This window comes from Cloacibacterium normanense (genome assembly GCF_003860565.1).
Classification (GTDB): domain Bacteria; phylum Bacteroidota; class Bacteroidia; order Flavobacteriales; family Weeksellaceae; genus Cloacibacterium; species Cloacibacterium normanense.
Genome location: NZ_CP034157.1, coordinates 1,582,653 through 1,601,750 on the forward strand (window position 1 = coordinate 1,582,653; position 19,098 = coordinate 1,601,750).

At 33.1% G+C, this 19,098-nt stretch carries 16 protein-coding genes; 6 read left to right on the plus strand and 10 right to left on the minus strand.

The window, feature by feature from the left end; translation table 11 throughout:
* Positions 1 to 73 precede the first annotated feature (73 nt).
* The 4 genes from nifJ to EB819_RS07320 all read right to left on the minus strand — a co-directional run bounded on the left by nifJ (position 74) and on the right by EB819_RS07320 (position 8,462).
* On the minus strand, positions 74 to 3,646 hold the full coding sequence (nifJ, locus tag EB819_RS07305) for a pyruvate:ferredoxin (flavodoxin) oxidoreductase (protein ID WP_069797017.1): 3,573 nt from the start codon (positions 3,644 to 3,646) through the stop codon (positions 74 to 76).
* 30 nt (positions 3,647 to 3,676) lie between these two features.
* Positions 3,677 to 4,903 carry a hypothetical protein gene (locus EB819_RS07310; protein ID WP_124878704.1) on the minus strand — a complete coding sequence of 409 codons (1,227 nt, stop codon included), beginning with the start codon at positions 4,901 to 4,903 and terminating at the stop codon, positions 3,677 to 3,679.
* Positions 4,904 to 4,950: 47 nt separating this feature from the next.
* Positions 4,951 to 6,585: an NAD(P)-binding protein gene (locus EB819_RS07315; protein WP_069797019.1), complete on the minus strand. Its 1,635-nt coding sequence runs from the start codon at positions 6,583 to 6,585 to the stop codon at positions 4,951 to 4,953.
* Between the two features lie 236 nt (positions 6,586 to 6,821).
* A complete protein-coding gene (locus EB819_RS07320) occupies positions 6,822 to 8,462 on the minus strand; it encodes an FAD-dependent oxidoreductase (RefSeq protein ID WP_069797020.1) in 1,641 nt (546 codons plus the stop codon).
* Between the two features lie 275 nt (positions 8,463 to 8,737).
* Here EB819_RS07320 and EB819_RS07325 point away from each other — a divergent pair, with 275 nt between their 5' ends.
* The 6 genes from EB819_RS07325 to EB819_RS07350 all read left to right on the plus strand — a co-directional run bounded on the left by EB819_RS07325 (position 8,738) and on the right by EB819_RS07350 (position 13,565).
* The gene (locus EB819_RS07325; protein WP_069797021.1) at positions 8,738 to 9,016 is read left to right on the plus strand and encodes a PspC domain-containing protein; all 279 of its coding nucleotides are present in this window, start codon (positions 8,738 to 8,740) and stop codon (positions 9,014 to 9,016) included.
* Between the two features lie 128 nt (positions 9,017 to 9,144).
* Positions 9,145 to 9,474 carry a PadR family transcriptional regulator gene (locus tag EB819_RS07330; RefSeq protein ID WP_069797022.1) on the plus strand — a complete coding sequence of 110 codons (330 nt, stop codon included), beginning with the start codon at positions 9,145 to 9,147 and terminating at the stop codon, positions 9,472 to 9,474.
* Between the two features lie 10 nt (positions 9,475 to 9,484).
* On the plus strand, positions 9,485 to 11,224 hold the full coding sequence (locus EB819_RS07335) for a PspC domain-containing protein (protein WP_069797023.1): 1,740 nt from the start codon (positions 9,485 to 9,487) through the stop codon (positions 11,222 to 11,224).
* Positions 11,225 to 11,577: 353 nt separating this feature from the next.
* Positions 11,578 to 12,144, plus strand: a complete 567-nt coding sequence (locus tag EB819_RS07340) for a 1-acyl-sn-glycerol-3-phosphate acyltransferase (RefSeq protein WP_083250132.1) — start codon at positions 11,578 to 11,580, stop codon at positions 12,142 to 12,144.
* A 21-nt stretch (positions 12,145 to 12,165) separates the two neighbouring features.
* The gene (locus EB819_RS07345; RefSeq protein ID WP_069797024.1) at positions 12,166 to 12,591 is read left to right on the plus strand and encodes a PaaI family thioesterase; all 426 of its coding nucleotides are present in this window, start codon (positions 12,166 to 12,168) and stop codon (positions 12,589 to 12,591) included.
* On the plus strand, positions 12,591 to 13,565 hold the full coding sequence (locus EB819_RS07350; protein ID WP_069797025.1) for a chorismate-binding protein: 975 nt from the start codon (positions 12,591 to 12,593) through the stop codon (positions 13,563 to 13,565). Before EB819_RS07345 ends, EB819_RS07350 begins: the two co-directional genes overlap by 1 nt.
* Positions 13,566 to 13,595: 30 nt before the next feature.
* On the opposite strand, the gene EB819_RS07355 is transcribed toward EB819_RS07350, so the two are convergent.
* The 6 genes from EB819_RS07355 to EB819_RS07380 form a co-directional block, all read right to left on the minus strand.
* Entirely contained in the window at positions 13,596 to 13,793 is a 198-nt protein-coding gene (locus EB819_RS07355; protein ID WP_069797026.1) for a hypothetical protein, read from the minus strand.
* Between the two features lie 33 nt (positions 13,794 to 13,826).
* Positions 13,827 to 14,423 (minus strand): MarC family protein, encoded by a 597-nt coding sequence (locus EB819_RS07360; RefSeq protein WP_124878706.1) that lies wholly within the window; start codon positions 14,421 to 14,423, stop codon positions 13,827 to 13,829.
* Between the two features lie 45 nt (positions 14,424 to 14,468).
* Complete coding sequence (locus EB819_RS07365) at positions 14,469 to 16,181, minus strand: BatD family protein (RefSeq protein ID WP_069797028.1); 1,713 nt, start codon at positions 16,179 to 16,181, stop codon at positions 14,469 to 14,471.
* Positions 16,182 to 16,184: 3 nt separating this feature from the next.
* Positions 16,185 to 16,976, minus strand: coding sequence for a tetratricopeptide repeat protein (locus EB819_RS07370; protein ID WP_069797029.1), 792 nt, complete (start codon positions 16,974 to 16,976; stop codon positions 16,185 to 16,187).
* Between the two features lie 122 nt (positions 16,977 to 17,098).
* On the minus strand, positions 17,099 to 18,106 hold the full coding sequence (locus EB819_RS07375) for a vWA domain-containing protein (RefSeq protein ID WP_069797030.1): 1,008 nt from the start codon (positions 18,104 to 18,106) through the stop codon (positions 17,099 to 17,101).
* Between the two features lie 7 nt (positions 18,107 to 18,113).
* Positions 18,114 to 19,097 (minus strand): VWA domain-containing protein, encoded by a 984-nt coding sequence (locus EB819_RS07380; RefSeq protein WP_069797031.1) that lies wholly within the window; start codon positions 19,095 to 19,097, stop codon positions 18,114 to 18,116.
* Position 19,098: the final 1 nt, after the last annotated feature.

Here is a 19,098-nt window from a genome sequence, read left to right on the forward strand (position 1 = left end):
ATTACCTTCTAAATCAAAAAACCTCCCAAATTCGGGAGGTTTTCATTTTCAATTTTCAACTTTCAATTTTCAATTAAAAAGTCGGTTGGAAGTTTTCAGCTCCAAGTGAAGCCATATCTTCGTATGTTTTCCATCTTAAATCCACAATTTCTTGTGCTAATTGCATCAAATGTTCTGCATCTTGCGGTTGCGTTTGTTTTAGAACTCGGTAACGCAATTCGTTGTACGCATATTCTTCAAACGGAATTGTAGGACGAATAGAATCTAAGATAAACGGATTTTTATTATTTTTTCTCAACACAGGATTGAATCTAATCAATGGCCAATAACCACTTGCTACAGCCATTTTTTGTTGATTCAAACCTTTTTCCATATCAATTCCGTGTGCAATACAATGACTGTACGCTAGAATTAATGAAGGCCCGTCATAAGCTTCCGCTTCACGCATTGCCAATAATGTTTGTTGAGGATTTGCTCCCATCGCAACAGTTGCTACGTAAACATTTCCATAAGAAATAGCTTGCATCGCCAAATCTTTTTTGCCCACACGTTTTCCTGCAGTTGCAAATTTCGCAGAAGCAGCAGTTGGTGTCGCTTTAGAACTTTGTCCACCCGTATTACTATAAACCTCAGTATCTAAAACCAAAACATTGATATTTCTACCTGTAGAAAGTGCATGATCTAAACCTCCACTTCCGATATCATAAGCCCAACCATCACCACCAATCAGCCAAACAGCACGATGAACCAAATGATCTGCAAGAGAATAAAGATGTTTCGCATCTGGATTTTCAGAAAATTGCAATCTATTTTTTAGAATTTCTACTCTTTCTCTTTGTTTGATGATTTGACTTTCTAATTTTTGAGGTGCATGGATAATTTCATTGATGAAATCTTCGCCCAACTCTGGTTTCAATTTTTCGGCGTAATAATGAGCCATTTGCAATTGCTTATCCGCAGAAAGTCTCATTCCCAGACCAAATTCGGCATTATCTTCGAAGAGAGAATTGCTCCAAGCTGGTCCTTTTCCTTTAGAATTAGAACTCCAAGGTGTAGTTGGTAAATTTCCTCCAAAAATTGAGGAACAACCAGTTGCATTAGCAACCATTAATCTATCACCGAAAAGTTGAGTGAGAACTTTAATATAAGGTGTTTCTCCACAACCAGCGCAAGCTCCAGAAAACTCGAACATTGGCTCTAAGAATTGTACACCGTGAACTGTGGAATAATTTACCATATTTTTCTCGTGAATTGGCAATTTCTCGAAATAAGAAATTACTTTTCTTTGTTTTTTAAGATCTGGATTTTTTGGTAAAATATTAATTGCGCGTAATTCTTCGTTTTCCTGATCAATTACTGGACATGCTTCGTAGCATAATTTACAACCAGTACAATCTTCTTCGTACACCTGAAGCGTGAACTTGGTTTCTGGGAAACCTCTTGCATTAATAGGTGCAGATTGGAAACCTTCTGGAACTTCAGTCAATAAATCTTTGTGATAAAATTTAGAACGAATCACAGAATGAGGACAAACAAAACTACAATTACCACACTGAATACAGATGTCTGAATTCCAATGGGCTACTTTTTCAGAAATATTACGTTTTTCCCATTTTGTAGTTCCGTTTGGATACGTTCCATCAGCAGGAATAGCACTTACAGGTAAATCATCACCTTTGCCAATCATCATTTTGTAAGTGATATTTTTCACAAAATCTGGCGCATTTTCGTCAACAGTTCGCTCCTCTCCTTTTTCGGCAGTTACTGCATTTGGAATTTTAACTTCAAACAAATTCGCTAACGTTTGATCAACAGCTAAGAAATTTTTATCTACTACAGCTTGCCCTTTTTTGATATACGTTTTTTCAATTGCTTTTTTGATTTGTTTAATGGCTTCTTCTTCTGGCAAAACCCCTGAAAGTTCAAAGAAACAAGTCTGCATAATGGTATTAATTCTGCCTCGCATTCCTGTATTTTCGGCAACTTCATTGGCATCTATCACGAAAAATCTAATATTTTTTTCAATCAATTGTTGCTGAACTTGGTAAGGCAATTTATCCCAAACTTCGTCTTTAGAATAAGGTGAATTCAATAAAAATTTCGCTCCATTTTTAGCAAAACTGAGCATATCTTCATTTTCTAAAAATTTGAAAAAATGACAAGCGATGAAATCTGCTTTTGAAATCAAATAAGGTGCTTCAATCGGCTCGTGCCCAAAACGAAGGTGAGAAACGGTTTTCGCTCCAGATTTTTTAGAATCATAAACGAAATATCCTTGCGCTGAAAGTTCTGTATTTTCGCCAATAATCTTAATAGAGTTTTTATTTGCACCTACAGTTCCATCTGCTCCCAAACCGAAAAATAGAGCTTGGTTCCATCCAGAATCATCTAATTTAAAGTTATAATCTACATTAATACTAGTAAAACTTACATCATCTGTAATCCCTACCGTAAAATGGTTTTTAGAATTTTCGGTTTTTAAATTATCATAAACTGCTTTTACCATTGCTGGAGTAAATTCTTTAGACGAAAGTCCGTATCTACCGCCAATAATTTTTGGCATATTTTCTAAAGTTCCATTGGTAAGCGCTTCTGTAAGGCAAACCAGAATATCTTGATACATTGGTTCACCGTTGCTTCCTGGTTCTTTGGTCCTGTCTAAAACAGCGATTTTTTTCACAGATTTTGGTAAAACCGAAATGAAATCTTCATTTGGGAATGGTCTAAACAACGAGATTTTCAGAACACCTGTTTTTTCTCCATTTTTATTCAAAAATTCAGAAGTTGGAATCACGGTTTCTACTCCAGAACCCATAATTACGATAACATTTTCTGCTTCTGGATGCCCGTAATACTTTACAGGAGCATAATTTCTACCTGAAATTTCAGAAAATTTCTTCATTTCTTCCTTTAAAATGGTAGGAATTTTAGCATAATAAGGATTAGAAGTTTCTCTTCCTTGGAAATAAACATCAGGATTCTGAGCCGTTCCTCTTACGAAAGGTTTATCAGGATTTAAACTTCTATTTCTGTGTGCAATCACCAATTCATCATCTATCATTGCACGAATTTGGTCATCATTTAAAAGATTAATTTTATTCACTTCGTGAGAAGTTCTGAAACCGTCAAAGAAATGAATAAAAGGAATTCTCGCTCTCAAAGTGGTAGCTTGTGCAATGAGCGCCATATCGTGTGCTTCTTGAACACTTGCAGAAGAAAGCATTGCAAAACCAGTAGTTCTTGCTGCCATTACATCTTGATGATCGCCAAAAATCGACAAAGCTTGCGCTGCCAAAGAACGTGCTGCCACGTGAAAAACGGCACTCGTAAGTTCTCCTGCAATTTTGTACATATTTGGAAGCATCAGCATTAAACCTTGTGAAGCCGTGAAAGTGGTAGTTAAAGCACCTGCTTGAAGCGAACCGTGAACTGTACCAGCTGCACCGCCTTCACTTTGCATTTCTATAATTTCGGGAACGTTTCCCCAGATATTTTTAATTCCTTTAGACGCCCATTCGTCTGCCAATTCTGCCATAGTAGAAGATGGCGTAATAGGATAAATGGCACAAACTTCGTTTACTCGGTATGCAATGTAAGCAGCGGCTTCGTTACCGTCGATGGTTGCTATGATTGGATTTTTATTCATAATTGATAGTTGATGATTGTTGAATTATTTTTAATTTTTCAACCATTGATTAATAATTTCTTGATATTTTTCTAAATCTGTATATTTTCTTATTCTGATGGTTTCAAAATCTTTTTTGTAACCGTTTTCCAATTCTTTGCTATAAATTCTTGGTTCTGATTTTCTAGTGACTTTATCAAATAAATTCCAATCGTTTATAAATTGTTGAAAATCTGCATTTATAAAGAAATTTTTCACTCCTGATGAATTAACTTGTTTGTCTAATGGCAAATAATACACAAATCCGGTAAAAACATCTTCATATTTATCATCTGTTTTGGTAGCTTGCCAAATATCAAAATTATCTTTTCCGAAAGGAGAATTTTTAAAATCAAAACCTACATTTTCTTTTTTAGCTAACTTAAATGAAGCATCCCATTTTCCATTTTGAATGGGAACTTGTTCTGGACCTTGAAACATTTTTGCTTTTTCTTTATCTCGTTCATCAACTTTGTTTAATGATGCTAAATAATTTATATACACATTAGCAGTTTTTCCTTTATATTTTTTAAATAAATAGTCTCCCACATTTCTATCTTTAGTATAAGATTTTGAAAAAGCATGTCTATAATTCATAATTACTAAAGCTTTTTTCTTACTAGAGTATTTATTTAAGCTATCTAAAGTTTTAATAACATAACTAGCCATTAAACTGTCTCTTTTAACATAATTTGCCAAAACATATTTTCTCATTCCTTTCTCATCATTTCTTTCATCTATTGAAGGATTCATGCTTCCTGAAGTAAAAAGATTAATTTGCTTTTTATTCTTTAAAGTTGAATTTAATGAATTAAGCCTTCCTGTAAAATCATAGAAATTCGTATTAAGCCAATTATTTGGAAAAAAACCATTTCTGTATATTTCTGCTTGCTTAATCTGTTTTAAACTATCATTAGAAAATTTAGTTTTAATAAAATTTAAAGTATTTTGCCTATTACTGTAAGAACCTACTTCTGTAAAAATATTACCAACATTTTTATGAAAGTAAGGTGAACTTACAATATCATAAATCAAATCATATTGAGTTGTTTCTGTGTGTTGTCTTTCACATAAAATAACAACATCATACTTTTTAAATAAGTTTAAAACATAATCTTTTGCAGAAACATTTTGTTTTTCAAGAAAATTAACATATTTGGTAAGTTCAGGATTTGTTTTTTGACAAAAAGCTAGCATGCTAATCAGGAAAAACGTTAAACCTATGAATCTCTTTTTCATATTTTTAAATTTAAACTAAAGTCATTTATTTTGACTTAAAAAATCAATTAATGTTCTAAAACCATATCTAAAGCGTGACAAGGACATTGTTCTGCGCAAACACCACAACCTGTACACAAATCGTAATTGATGGTGTAACCTTCTCCTTTTCCATTTTTGGAAATCGCACCTTCGGGACACGCTCCGTAACAACTATCGCACTCGAAACAATTTCCGCAAGAGAGACAACGCTGTGCTTCGTAAACCGCTTCTTCGGTGGTATAACCTGCTACAATTTCGTCAAAAGTTTCTACCGCTTTTTCTATTTCTAAATGTTGTTGAGCTTTTGCTTCTGCATTGGTTTTGAACCAAATTTGTAGTTTTTCGATGGTAACCAAAGGGTTGTTGGCTGGTTTTTCGTAAGTAGAATTTCTGAGCCAAGCATCAATATTTCTGGCTGCTTTTTTACCGTGTCCCGTTGCAATGGTAACCGTTCTTTCACTTGGAACCATATCTCCTCCTGCAAAAATTCCGGGATAACCTGTCATCATTGAAGGATTTACCTCAACGGTTGTTCCATCCTCTTTGAAGGTAATTCCTTCTATATTTTTTAAGAAATCGGTATCTGCTTCTTGTCCGAGAGCTAGAATTAAAGAATCTGCTTCCAAAGTTTCATATTCACCAGTAGGAACGGCTTTTCCGTCCACAACTTGCATTTTTTCTACGGTGATAGAAGAAGTTTCCATATTTTTAATGGTGCTCAACCAATGGATTTTTACGCCTTCACTTAAAGCTTCATCTGCTTCAAATTCGTGAGCAGGCATATGTTCACGGTCTCTTCTGTAGATAATCATTGCTTCATCTGCACCTAATCTTTTAGCAGTTCTGGCTGCATCCATTGCGGTATTTCCACCACCATAAATGGCGACTCTTCTTCCTAAAAGTGGTTTATTATCGCTATTTTCATCTGCTTCTTTCAAGAAAGAAACGGCATCTAAAATTTTACTCGCTTCTTGAGCAGGAATATTTACTTTTTTGGCTAAATGCGCTCCAATAGCTACAAAAACCGCATCGAAACCACCATTTTCTTTTTCTTTGAGAATATCTTGAACTTTATAATTGAGGACAATTTTCACTCCGAAATTTTCAATTCTTTTAATTTCAGCTTGAAGAATATTTCTAGGCATTCTGTACGCAGGAATCCCAAAATTCATCATTCCACCAGCAACTGGGCCAGCTTCGAAAATAGTGACTTCGTGGCCTAATTTTCTAAGATGATATGCCGCCGAAAGTCCAGAAGGACCTGCACCTACAATCATAATTTTCTTACCAGTAAGTGTTTTTGGGGGATAAAATTGCCAATTATTTTTTAATGCTTCGTCTCCTAAGAATCTTTCTACCGCGTGAATACTCACCGAAGAATCTAAATCTTTTCTGTTGCAAGAATTTTCGCAAGGATGATAACAAACTCTCCCATGAATTGCAGCCATAGGATTTTGCTCGGTTAATTTTCTCCAAGCATCTTCTATTTTTCCTTCTTGAGCCAGAGAAAGCCAAGCCTGAATATTTTCGCCAGCTGGACAAGCGTTATTACAAGGTGGAAAAAAATCAACGTATTCTGGTTTACTTTTTCTAATAGAACCAGTTCCCTTGCTTTTATTAAGGTTTGCAAGTTTGGTTAAATCCGTTTTAATAAAACTCATTTTATGTGTTTATTTGATGTTATCTACATTTATAAAAAGTGACTTTTAGAAAAGATTAGTCACAAAAGTTCAATTAACAAATTTATTAATTAAAGCATAAGAACTTTGAGTTTTGTAAGCATACATTTGTCATGTTTTGGGGATTTCTGATTAAAATCATATTATTATTGAACAATTATTGAAATGAAAAAGGCTCCAATAAAAATTGAAGCCTACTTGTTAACAAAAAACTATTACTATGATTGAACTTTTGACCAAAGGTTATACCCTCCGTTTAAGTTCACGGCTCGGAAACCGTTATTTCTCATAATTCTATTGGCTAAATAACCACGCAAACCAACTTGGCAATAAATGGCATATACTTTATTTCTGTCTAAATTTTCAAGATTTGCTCGTAAATCATCTACATTTATATTAATTGCGCCTTCAATTGCACCTCCTGAAAATTCTTTAGAAGTTCTTACGTCTAAAATTACCGCATCATTTTCTTTCACAAAATCCCAAAATTCATCATAATTCACCATTTCTAAATCTCCTTTCAAAATATTTTCTGCAGCATAACCAGCAATGTTTACAGGGTCTTTCGCCGAGTTAAATGGAGGAGCATAAGTAATTTCTATTTCTGGCAAATCATAAACCGTAAGATTTCCTTTAATCGCCGTTGCAATAACGTCTATTCTTTTATCAACACCATCTTCGCCAACAGCTTGAGCACCGAAAATTTTCCCGTTTTCGTCAAAAATAAGTTTCAAAACCATATTTTTTGCTCCAGGATAATAACCAGCGTGATGACCGCGAGTTACAATGGCAGTTTTATAAGGAATTCCGAATCTTTTTAAAGTCTTCTCATTCAAACCAGTGGAAGCCACAGAAAGTTCGAAAAATTTCAAAATAGAAGAACCCAAACTTCCTGTATATTTGTATTGATTTCCTAAAACGATATTGTCAGCTACTATTCTACCTTGTCTATTCGCTGGCCAAGCTAAAGGAATCAACACTTTTTTATTGTTGATGTAATGCGCTACTTCTATTGCGTCTCCCACTGCATAAATATCAGGATTAGAGGTTTGCATAAATTCGTTCACCAAAATTCCACGAGTTTCCCCGATTTCCAAACCAGCTTCTACCGCCAATTTAGTCTCTGGTTTTACACCAATTGCCAAAATTACGGCGTCTGTTTCTAAAGAAGTTCCATCATTCAAAAAAACTTCTATAGTTTCTCCTTTATCGTTAAATTTATCTACGCCAACATTTAATAAAAGTTCGAGATTTTTCTGTTTGGCTTTTTCGTGAACGAAACTTGCAATATCAAAATCTACGGGAGCCATTACTTGATTGCCGAGTTCTACCAACTTTACAGATTTTCCAGCCTCAATCAAGTTTTCGGCAACTTCTAAACCAATGAAACCACCACCTACAACTACAAAATTCTGTGCATTTTTGGTTTTTGCCACGATTTTATCCATATCAGGAATATTTCTGAGCGTATAAATTTTATCAGAATCAATTCCTTCAAAAGGTGGTTTTATAGGTTCTGCACCTGGTGAAAGCAATAGTTTATCATAGTCTTCTAAGTAAATTTCGCCTGTTTGTAAATTTTTGACAGAGATTTTTTTCTCGTCTGTATAAATAGATAAAACTTCTGTGAAAACCCTTACATCTAAGTTGTATCTTTCTTTTAGGGATTCTGGTGTTTGTAATAAAAGAGCGTCTCTCTTGTCAATCGTTCCGCTGATATGATAAGGCAAACCGCAATTCGCAAAACTTACATATTGTCCTTTTTCAAAAATTATGACTTCGTTTTCTTCTGAGAGTCTTCTTAATCTGGTTGCTGCTGTAGCGCCTCCTGCAACTCCTCCTACTATTAGTATTTTCATCTATAAATCTTTAATGGATTAAAAAACTTCATTTCTAAAGTGAAACAAAATTGATACTGCAAAATTACGGTTGGTTTTCACCAATTTCGGTAACAGATGTTACAATGAAAAAGTGATTTTTGTCAAAAACAAAAATTATTAAAATTTACACTTGAAATTTTTATAACTGATTATCAACAACTTAAATAAATTAATAAAAATATTTACTACTTTGTATTGCATAATACTAAATTTTATATATATCTTTGCATAAGAAAATCACAAAAATCATTAAAATGAAAACTTATCAACAAAATGAAAACCAATATTACACTGGTTGCAGAGCAAAACTAACTCGCGATGGAGACAATAGAAGAATCGCTGGGGTTTGTTCAGGACTTGGAAGATATTTCGGGATAGATGTCTCTTTAGTAAGAGTTGCATGGTTCTTACTGGCATTCTTCGGAATATTTTCGGCGGGAATTTCTACGTTTATGGTCGTATTCGTCTATTTTTTACTTTGGTTACTTTTACCAAAAACGAGAACGATTCACTACTTCGAAGAAAGAAAATAGTAATATATTTTTTTGCATTACTACTTTGCATTGCATATTACTAAAAAATACCTATTTTTGTTCAACAGAAAAAAATTCGTAAAATGAATGTTATAACAAATTATAAAAACCACTAATAACTAAAAAACATGAACACAGAAAATACCAAAGCGCAAATGCGAAAAGGAATTCTAGAGTTCTGTATTTTGAGCCTTATCAATAATAAAGAAATGTATGTTTCTGATTTAATAGACGAACTCAAAAAAGGAAAGCTAGATGTAGTAGAAGGAACTCTTTATCCGCTACTTACAAGATTGAAAAATGGAGAATTTCTTGCTTACAGATGGGAAGAATCTACCAGTGGACCGCCAAGAAAATACTACCAAATCACTGAAAAAGGAAAAACCTTTTTAGCAGAATTACAAAATACTTGGAATGAATTAACAGAATCTGTAAACCAAATCACCAAAACATCATAAAAACTAAACTATGAACAAAACATTATCAATAGGACTTGCTGGTTTTTCTTTCGTAATAGAAGAACACGCATACATAAAACTGAGTGACTACCTCACTGCACTGAGAAGTTCTCTAGAGGAATCAGAAGCAGACGAAATTATGCATGATATCGAAATTAGAATTGTAGAAATTCTAAAAGATAACATGGGAAAAAGAGAAGTGGTAAATGATGATGATATAGAAAAAGTAATTGCCCAAATTGGTAAACCAGAAGTAATAGAAGAACAAGAAGAAGCTTATTTTTCTGACAAAACTGCCAATAAAAAATCAAGACCTTCATTTTCTTCGGCACAGCAAAAACAATTGTTCCGTGACCCAGAAAATATGAAATTAGCAGGTGTTTGCTCTGGTCTAGCTGCCTATTTCGGGATGGATGTAACTTGGATGAGAGTGATCTGGTTTGGTGTAGCATTTTTAGGATTGTTCACCGCTGGAATCTCTACTACCCTCATCGTATTCTTATATTTAGTATTTTGGATTATCCTTCCAAAAGCAGAAACTGCAGCAGATTTTCTTAAAATGAAAGGAAAACCCTTGAATTTTGATAATTTAAAAGAAGAATCTAGCAATATCGTAAAATTTGCCAATGAATCTACTGCAAAAGTAGGCGAAATGTACAATGAAGCTAAACCTGTAGTAACTTCGGCTGGTAGTGGATTACTAAACGTTTTAAGAGTTCTTTTCGGTGCTATTTTCGCTTTCTTGGCACTTGGAGCAATCATCTTTTTATTCTTCTTTTTCAATTTATTTGGAAATCCTGATTTTCCTGGTGTAAGTAAAATGAACTTCCTTTTTGATGACGGTGGAATGAAATATATCCTTTCTTCTCTGATTGTATTAGGAACATTATTTGCTGCGGTTCTTTTCAGCTTAATCAGCATCAAATTATTATCTCCTAAAACTAAATTAAGAAACTTAGGATATGTATTAGGTGGTTTATTCTTAGCAATTGTGCTTTTAGGAACTTATTTCGGAGTAAACATGGCAAAAATAGATATGTCTTATAAAGGTGACAAAGAAGAAACCGAAAATATTTCTATCAATGTTCAGTCAACTGATAGCCTTATCATTGACAAAAAACAAGTAAACATTCCAGCGAATTATACTGCTTATGATGATGATATTTTCTCTGACAAGAAAATGGTTTTCGAAGAAGATTATCCAAACGTAGAAGTTGTAAGAAATCCTAATATTACTCAGCCTTACCTCATCATCAAAAAATATGCGGAAGGTTATAACAAACCTCTAGAACTTAATGTTCCTGTAGAAGTGGTAGGCAACAAAATTTTATTACCAAATTTCGTAAGTTATCCTTACCAATACAGATTCAGACATTACAGTGTAGATTATGAATTGGTAGTTCCTAAAGATATGAAAGTTGCAAAAGGAAACGAACATCTGAATGTAAACGGTGACCTTAATGCAAACGGAATAGATGATGACGATGAAAATAACAACAATGAGAATGGAGATATCGTTATCGAAAAAAATAAAATAAACATCAACGGAACTACGATAGAATATGACTCTGAAAATGCTGACAGTGTAATTATCAACGGAAAAAAATATCCTAAAAAAGTTGCAGACAGCATTTTAGAAAAAGACATCAAAAATATTAACAGTCTAAAAGATTTAGAAAATTTAAAAGACCTTAATATTTCAATTAAAGATGGCGATTCTAAGATAGAAATTAACACCAAAAATAAATAGTTCTAGTTTAGTTGGGTTGCTGATGATAACAACAGAAACTTCCGCAACCCTACACTAGAAACTAAGTAGCCGAAGTGAAAGATATTTTTCAAGATTTTATAAAATTTTAACATTTAAAATATTTTAAAATTAAAAATAATTAATAACTTCGCTAGGTGAATGAAACTCACATAAAACAAACAAAAAACACTTGAAATTATGATACAATTTGTCTTAGAAATCGTGATGAAAATAATGGAGTTCATCAGCAGTCTATTTTAGAAAGATTATAATCTATAAAATAATTATATTTGCAAGTAACCTTTTTGCTAGGGTTACTTGTTTTGTTTTTTAAAGAGAAAAATATGAAATTTATTAAGAAGATTATCGCAAAGTTTATCCTTTGGGTTTGGGGTTGGAAGATTGTGTTAGAAGGTCCCGCAAGTAATTTAGACCGTTGTATTCTTGTGGTAGCTCCACACACTGCCAATGATGAATACATTTTAGGAAATCTAGCTTATTGGGTTCTTGATAAGAAACTAAAAGTTATCATAAAAGATGCTCACACAAAGGCTTGGTACGGTTTTATTGTAAAAGCATTGGGAGGAGTTGGAATCGATAGAAGCCAAAGAAATAATTTAGTTCAATTTGTAGTAAACGAATTTAAAAAAGATAATTTTTCTTTAGTCATTACACCAGAAGGAACCAGAAGTTGGGTGCCAAAATGGAGAAAAGGTTTCTATAATATGGCAATTGAAGCAAAAGTACCTATCGTTATTGCTGCTGGAGATTTTAAAACCAAAAGTATTCATTTAGGAAAACAAATTTCAGTAGAAGACATTCAGACCAGAAGCTACGAAAGCATCATGGAAGAATTACAAGAATATTACAAAAAAATCACTCCAAAATATCCAGAAAAGTGGAATCCAAAAATCTACTAATCTAAAAGTTGAATTTTTATGATGACCAACGAAGAAAAATTAGCACAGCTCAACCTTTGGAATAAAAACACTTTAATGGAAACTTTAGAAATCGTTTTCACCGATTTAGGAGACGATTATTTGGTGGGAACTATGCCCGTAAATTCTAGAGTTCATCAGCCATTAGGTTTATTGCATGGCGGTGCTAATATTGCATTTGCAGAAAGTTTAGGCTCATGTCTTTCTAATATTTTGGTAGCTCACGAAGGAAAAGCTGCTGTAGGAACCAATATCAATTCTAATCACCTGAAAAGTAAAACCGACGGAACCGTTACTGGAACGGCTAGAATGATTAGAAAAGGACAAACCCTCCATTTTTTGGAAATAGAAATAAAAGACGAAAACGGAAGTTTACTGTGTCATTCTACGATGACGAACATGGTGATTAACCGAAAAATAGAAAAGTAATGAAAGCTATTTTCAGATTACCTTTTGACGAAAAATTTATCCTGATACATCATCATGAAGCTGCAAGAAATGTAGCTTCTTTTTTTCCTTTCACCAAAGGAAAAGCCATTCATTTACAAGCAGAAAATCTAGAAGTTTGTACTTCAGAAGAACTCAAATCTTCTTTTTTTGAGGTAGAAAATTTTCCTGAAATGAATGCTGAACTAAATATTCCTCAGCATGAAGAATATCTACAAAAATTAGAAAAAGCGATTGAAATTATCAAGCAAAATAACTTGCCAAAACTGGTTATTTCTAGACCTATTGCTAAAGAAATTTCTTCCATCAATTTAGAAGAAACCTACCAACTACTTTGCAAAAAATACCCAAATACGCTTTGTTATCTTCTTATTTCTGGTGAAGAAATTTGGATCGGTGCAACACCAGAAATTTTAGGAAAATTCAATAAAAAAACACATGAGTTTTTCACCATGAGTTTAGCCGGAACCCTTCCTGTAAATGAAGAATGGAGCGAAAAAGAAATTGAAGAGCAGAAACCTGTTACCCATTATATTTCTGAAATTTTAAAAAAATATGTCACTCTGAGCGAAGTTAAAGAGTCTGAAACTTACAATCATATTTCGGGGAATATTAAGCATCTCAGAACTGATTTCACTGCTAAAATCGAAGATAATAGACTTGAAGAATTAATTGAAGAACTGCACCCTACTCCTGCAGTTTGTGGAATTCCGAAGGAATTTTGCAAAGAAAAAATTATAGAAATTGAAAAATATAACCGTGAATTTTACGCAGGTTACATTAAAATAGAAACCGAGGAAGAAATTTATTACTTTGTGAATCTTAGATGTGCAAAAATTTACAAAAATCAAGTAATCGCTTTTGCTGGTGGCGGAATTACGGCACTTTCTTCGCCAGAAAAAGAATGGCGAGAAACCGAACTGAAATCTCAAGCTATTCTTCTTCATTTACAATAAAAAAATCCGCTTCTAGAAGCGGATTTTTCCTTAACTATTTTTCTGCGAAAGTTTTTTCCAAGTGTTCATGACCAGAGTAACTAAAATTCCTATAATAGATGCGACTATAGAGAATAAGAATTTATTGTTTTCTGAATGCATAAAACCTAAATTCCAGTCGATTGCATAAAGATTTACTCCTAAAAATATAATAAACAGAACTAAAAAAACTTTGTAAAAGGTTGTCATTGGTATGAGATTTATAATTTAATATTTATAATTTTAAAAATGTACGTAACTAGAAAATAACTGCGCAAAGTTAGCGGTAAATAATTTAATAGAAATCGCTAAAAGGATAATTCCAAAAACTTTTTTGAAAATCATCAGCGTAGCATCTCCTATTTTCTCTTCTAAGAAATTGGCAGATTTTAGAACGATGTAAACCAAAATGGTATTGAGCAAAATCCCTAAAATAATATTCACTACATGAAATTCTGCACGAAGGGATAAGGTAGTTGTCAACGTTCCAGCTCCGGCTACTAAAGGAAACGCAATCGGAACGATAGAAGCAGCCTTCACGTTTTCTACTTTGTGAATTTCTATTCCCAAAATCATTTCCAAAGCAATAATAAAAATTACCAAAGCACCAGCAATTGCAAACGAATTCACGTCTATCCCGATGAATTTTAGCATTTCTTTTCCTACAAAAAGAAAAACAATCATCAATGCTCCAGAAACAATCGATGCTCTTTCTGCATCAATATGCCCGAATTGCTTTCTAAGAGAAACAATAATAGGAACAGAACCTAAAATATCAATTACTGTAAACAAAACCATAAAACAAGTCAAGGTTTCTTTAAAAGAAAACGATTCTAACATAGTGTGATTTTTTTATTATTTTCACAAAAGTATGAAATACTTTTATTATTCCATAATTTCAGAATACATAGCAGTTATAGAGTTGTAAAGCTCTTCTAAATGAGAGTTATCATGAATAGGCGAGTATTTTTCTATTGAAATTTGTTGCTCTAAATTTCTGAAATCTTCGGTGAACTGAGAACCTTTGTAATTTTCTAAAAATGCTTTCAATCCCATTCCAAATTTTTGCTGAATATGCTGTTCTGCATCTTGTTGCAATTCTTCATAAGTAGCAAAAAATGCTGAATAGTCTCTGTTAGACAAAAGCGTTTTCAGATATTCTAAATTCGCTTCAAAGCCTGGTTTTAGAAGATTTTTAATTTTTTCTTCCTCTTCTCTAATCGTAGTAATGGGTTTATTTTCTACAGTAACCAAAGCTTTTTTCTTTGGTCTAATCCACAAGAAGAAAAGGAAAGTTCCCATCACAAGAACTGCCAAACCAGAAAATAAATTTTTAAAATTAAAACGGTAAGACTGTGTGTGTTTTTCTTTTTCGATAACAGGCAAAGGAACACTGTTTAAAACATTAGCAGTGTAATCATCTACAATGTCAATTGTTGATTTCTGCGCCGCAATTTGAGCTGAGTTCAGAACATTTAATACAATACTTTTCACGCCCAAATCTATGTACTGATTCAGTTCTGGATTGAAAAATGAAAATGGTTCAGTAGAAATATTGATTTTCCCTTCATGTTTAGGAATCACCACATATTTTGCGGTAATCGAACCTTTTACACCATTTTTATTGGTGGATAATTTGCTTATAATCTGAGGTTTGAAAAAAGTATAATCTTTAGATTCCAATAATTTTGGCAATTTATCTTCGTCTAAATTTCCTAAACCAGAAATTTTCACCAAAACATCAATCGGTTTATTTACTTCCAGAGGTTCTGTTTTTGCAATTTCTTTAATGGAAACCTGAAATTTTCCTACCGCATTTTTAAAATTCTCTGGAGAATCTTTCGGCAAAGTTTTTACATTAATTTTAACCTTATTCGAAACAATTTTATTGATTTCTGGCGTTTTCACCATTGCCGAAACAGGCTCTATTTCTACATTACCAGCTTCTTCTGGGAAAATAATAAACATAGCAATCACTTGCGAAGCCATTTCGCCATTTACATTTTCTATATCTTGTTTTTTGTAACTGATAGGCTTAATTCTCGCATTATTCTGTTGCGGAAATTTTATGTTTTCTAACTTTCTGAAGTTATCATAATTCTTACTATAAGCTCTTAAAACCGCTACAGTTGGCTGATTTTCATAAACTTCCTTATCTTGAACTTCTACATTCAAATAAACGTCTTTAGAAAGATATTCGGTTTCAGCTCGTGACGTTTCTTTCACCAGAATGTCAAAAGGTTCTGATTTATATCTTTTTCCATTTACAGTAATTAAAGCAGAACCAATTTTCACTCTTCCCGTAACTTTTGGCTGAAGATATAATTGATATATAAGTTGATTTACTCTAATTCCTTTTTTTTGGTCAATGAAAGTATTTTGCTCTGATGCGCTTCCCACAATATCAAATTTAGACAAATCCATAAGTTGAAGAGGACTTTCTTGTACCATGTTTTCGCCTACCACTTCTTGTACAATGGTGAGAACAACGGGTTCATTTTGCTTCGGTTCTTTGGTGTTGACATCGGTCAAAACGGTAACTTGTCCGTAAGAAATTGCAGACATTACAAAAAATAATATGTTGAGAATTTTTTGCATTAATTACCAATCTTTTGTATTGCTTTCTGGTGAATAGTAACCATTTTTATTGAGTAATTTTTTGGCGGTTTCTCTTTCTTGATTTGCACTTCTTTGCAGAATTAATTTTTGCAAATCTTTCGGAATTTTATTCTGGTCATTAGGATTTTGCGGTTCGTTTTTCTGATTTTGTTTTTCCGCTCCTTGATTTCCTTTTCCTTTATTTTGGTCACCTATATTACCGTTCGGTTGATTTTTAGTATTGTTATTTTTATTTTCATGATTTTGGTCTCCTTGCTGATTTTGATTATTATCTTGGTTTTTATTTTGGTTATTTTGTTGATTTTGCTGTTGGTTTTGTTGATTTTGTTTATTGTCTTTTTGCTTTTGCTTCTTCTTTGCAATTTGTAAATTTTTTAAAATCGCTTCATTATCTGGATCGAATTTCAAAGCATTCTTATAAGCATTAACTGCTTTTTCGCCATCACCATTTTGAAGATGAGCATTTCCTTCGTTGTAATAAGAAGCAGCTTTTTCATCTTTATTATTGGTGATTTTTTGAGCTTTTTGATATTCGGCAATCGCTTCGTCGTACTTTTTTATTTTGTACAAAGAATTGCCCAAATTATAATGCGCACCAAAATCTTTTTCATTTTTTTTCACCGCTTCCGAAAATGTAGAAGTAGCTTCGCCATACTTTTGTTTGTCGAAGCTTCGGTTTCCTCTGAAGATTAGGGTGTTTAAACTTTCTTGGGCCTTAACGGCAATTAGACCAAGAAAAAATAAGCTAATATGTACAAAAAACTTTCTCAACATTTGTTGGTACAAAAATATCGCTTTAATTCTTAAAATTAAATCCTAGAAATGTTAAATAATTGATAAAAAATAGTTTTTTGAGACTAAAATTCAAGGTTTTGCGTTTTCTAAAGTTTTCATTTTTAAAAATTGAAATCTTTTTTAGGATTAAAAAGAAAAATAATCACAAATATAAAAAGCGAAATGCCTAAAAACCACTGGTAATAATGCACCGCAGATTGTGTATTTACCAATGTTTCCGAAGCTCCTTTTTGGTTTCTGAGTTGCAAAACAATTTTATTCACCGCTGCTTCCATATCATTTCCGTCTACATATTCACCATTGGTATCAAAAGCGAGAGACATCAATGCTTCTGTTTGTCTTTTGGTAATAATCGTTTCGCCGAGAACATCTGTTTTATAGCCCATTAATTGCCCAAATTCATAAATAGGAATTGGCGCTCCATCATCTTTTCCTATTCCTACGGAATTGATGGTTATTCCTTGTCTCAATGCTTCATCTATCGCCGCTTTGTCATTTCCTTCATTGTCTTCGCCATCACTAATTAATACGATTTTTCTAGCACCTTTCGGAACATTTTTAAATTTTTCTGTGGCTACTTCTATTGCTTTTAGAAAATCTGTCCCTTGTTTTCCAATCGTAGTGGTTTCTATCGCTCCAATATACGTTTCGGCGGCAGAATAATCTGTAGTAAGTGGCATTATAGATTGTGCATCTCCTGCAAAAACTACGATTCCTACTTTGTCATCACCCAAATTTTGTATGGTATTAATCAAAATATTTTTCGCTTGTTCTAATCGAGAAGGTTGTACATCTTGCGCGTTCATAGAGTTAGAAACATCTAGCAAAAAAATTACAGAATTTACTTTTTGTTGGATTTTCATCTCTTCTTTTCCTCCTAGAAAATCTACCATTGCTAAAATCAAAAACACAAAAGCCAACAAATATAAAACTGGAAAAAATTTAGAAAATTGATAATCTTTCGGAAACAAATCTTCTTGAAATTGAGTTTCAGCAAAGATATTTCTCCTTTCTGATTTCCATTTTTTGAAACCAAAAAGAAGCCACGTTATTACTGGCAAAAGCAATAACAGCAATAAATACCAAATATTTCCTAGACTAAAATTCATTTCTATTTTAATTAAAAATTCTGAAAATTCTCCATCTTAAAACTGCATCTATCAATAAAAACGCCAAGGCAATCCAAAGAAAAACCCTGAAATATTCTTCGTAATTGTAAATTTTATTGGTCTTAATTTTCGATTTTTCTAAAGAATTAATCTCGTTATATACATTTTCTAAACTCGTATTAGAAGTGGCTCTGTAATATTTTCCACCTGTTAAAGTCGCAATTTCAGAAAGCGTAGCTTCATCAATCTGTACTTCTTGCTCGAAAAATTCAATTCCAAAAGGTGTAATCTGCGGAAATAGCGCAAAACCATTCGTTCCGATTCCTATCGTGTACACTTTAATTCCGTAGGATTTTGCCAATTCACCTGCAAACTGTGGTGGCATCGCATTCGGAACCGTATTTACGCCATCAGTCATTAAAATAATGATTTTTGACTTTGATTTACTGTCTTTCAAATGATTAACCGCTACAGAAAGTCCTTCTCCAATTGCTGTTCCTGTAAGTTCTTCACTAGGACTCATGTCTCTAATTTCATCTAAAACCACTTGATGGTCAGAAGTGAGCGGAACTTTTGTAATTCCTTCTCCCCAATATTCTACAATTCCTATTCTATCGCCTTCCCTTTTTTTGACAAAATCCGTTGCAATTTTTTTCAAAGCTGTAATTCTATCGGGCTCTAAATCTTGAGCCAACATACTGGGCGAAATGTCAATTGCCAAGAAAATATCAATCCCTTTGGTTTCGTCTCTATCGCTAAAAATGGTGTAAGTTCTAGGTCTTGCCAAAGCAATAATCAGCGCAGAAAGAATGATGTATTTAGAAAATTGTAAAAATTTTTGAACCCAAGAAAAACTTCCTGCTATAGACATATTTTGGGTAGTCGGAACATTAATTCCCGAATTTTTCTTCTTGCTAAAATCCCTTATCAAAAGTGGAATAAAAAGCAAAAAGAGCAATAAAAAATATGGACTGTCTATCTCAAAATTCATC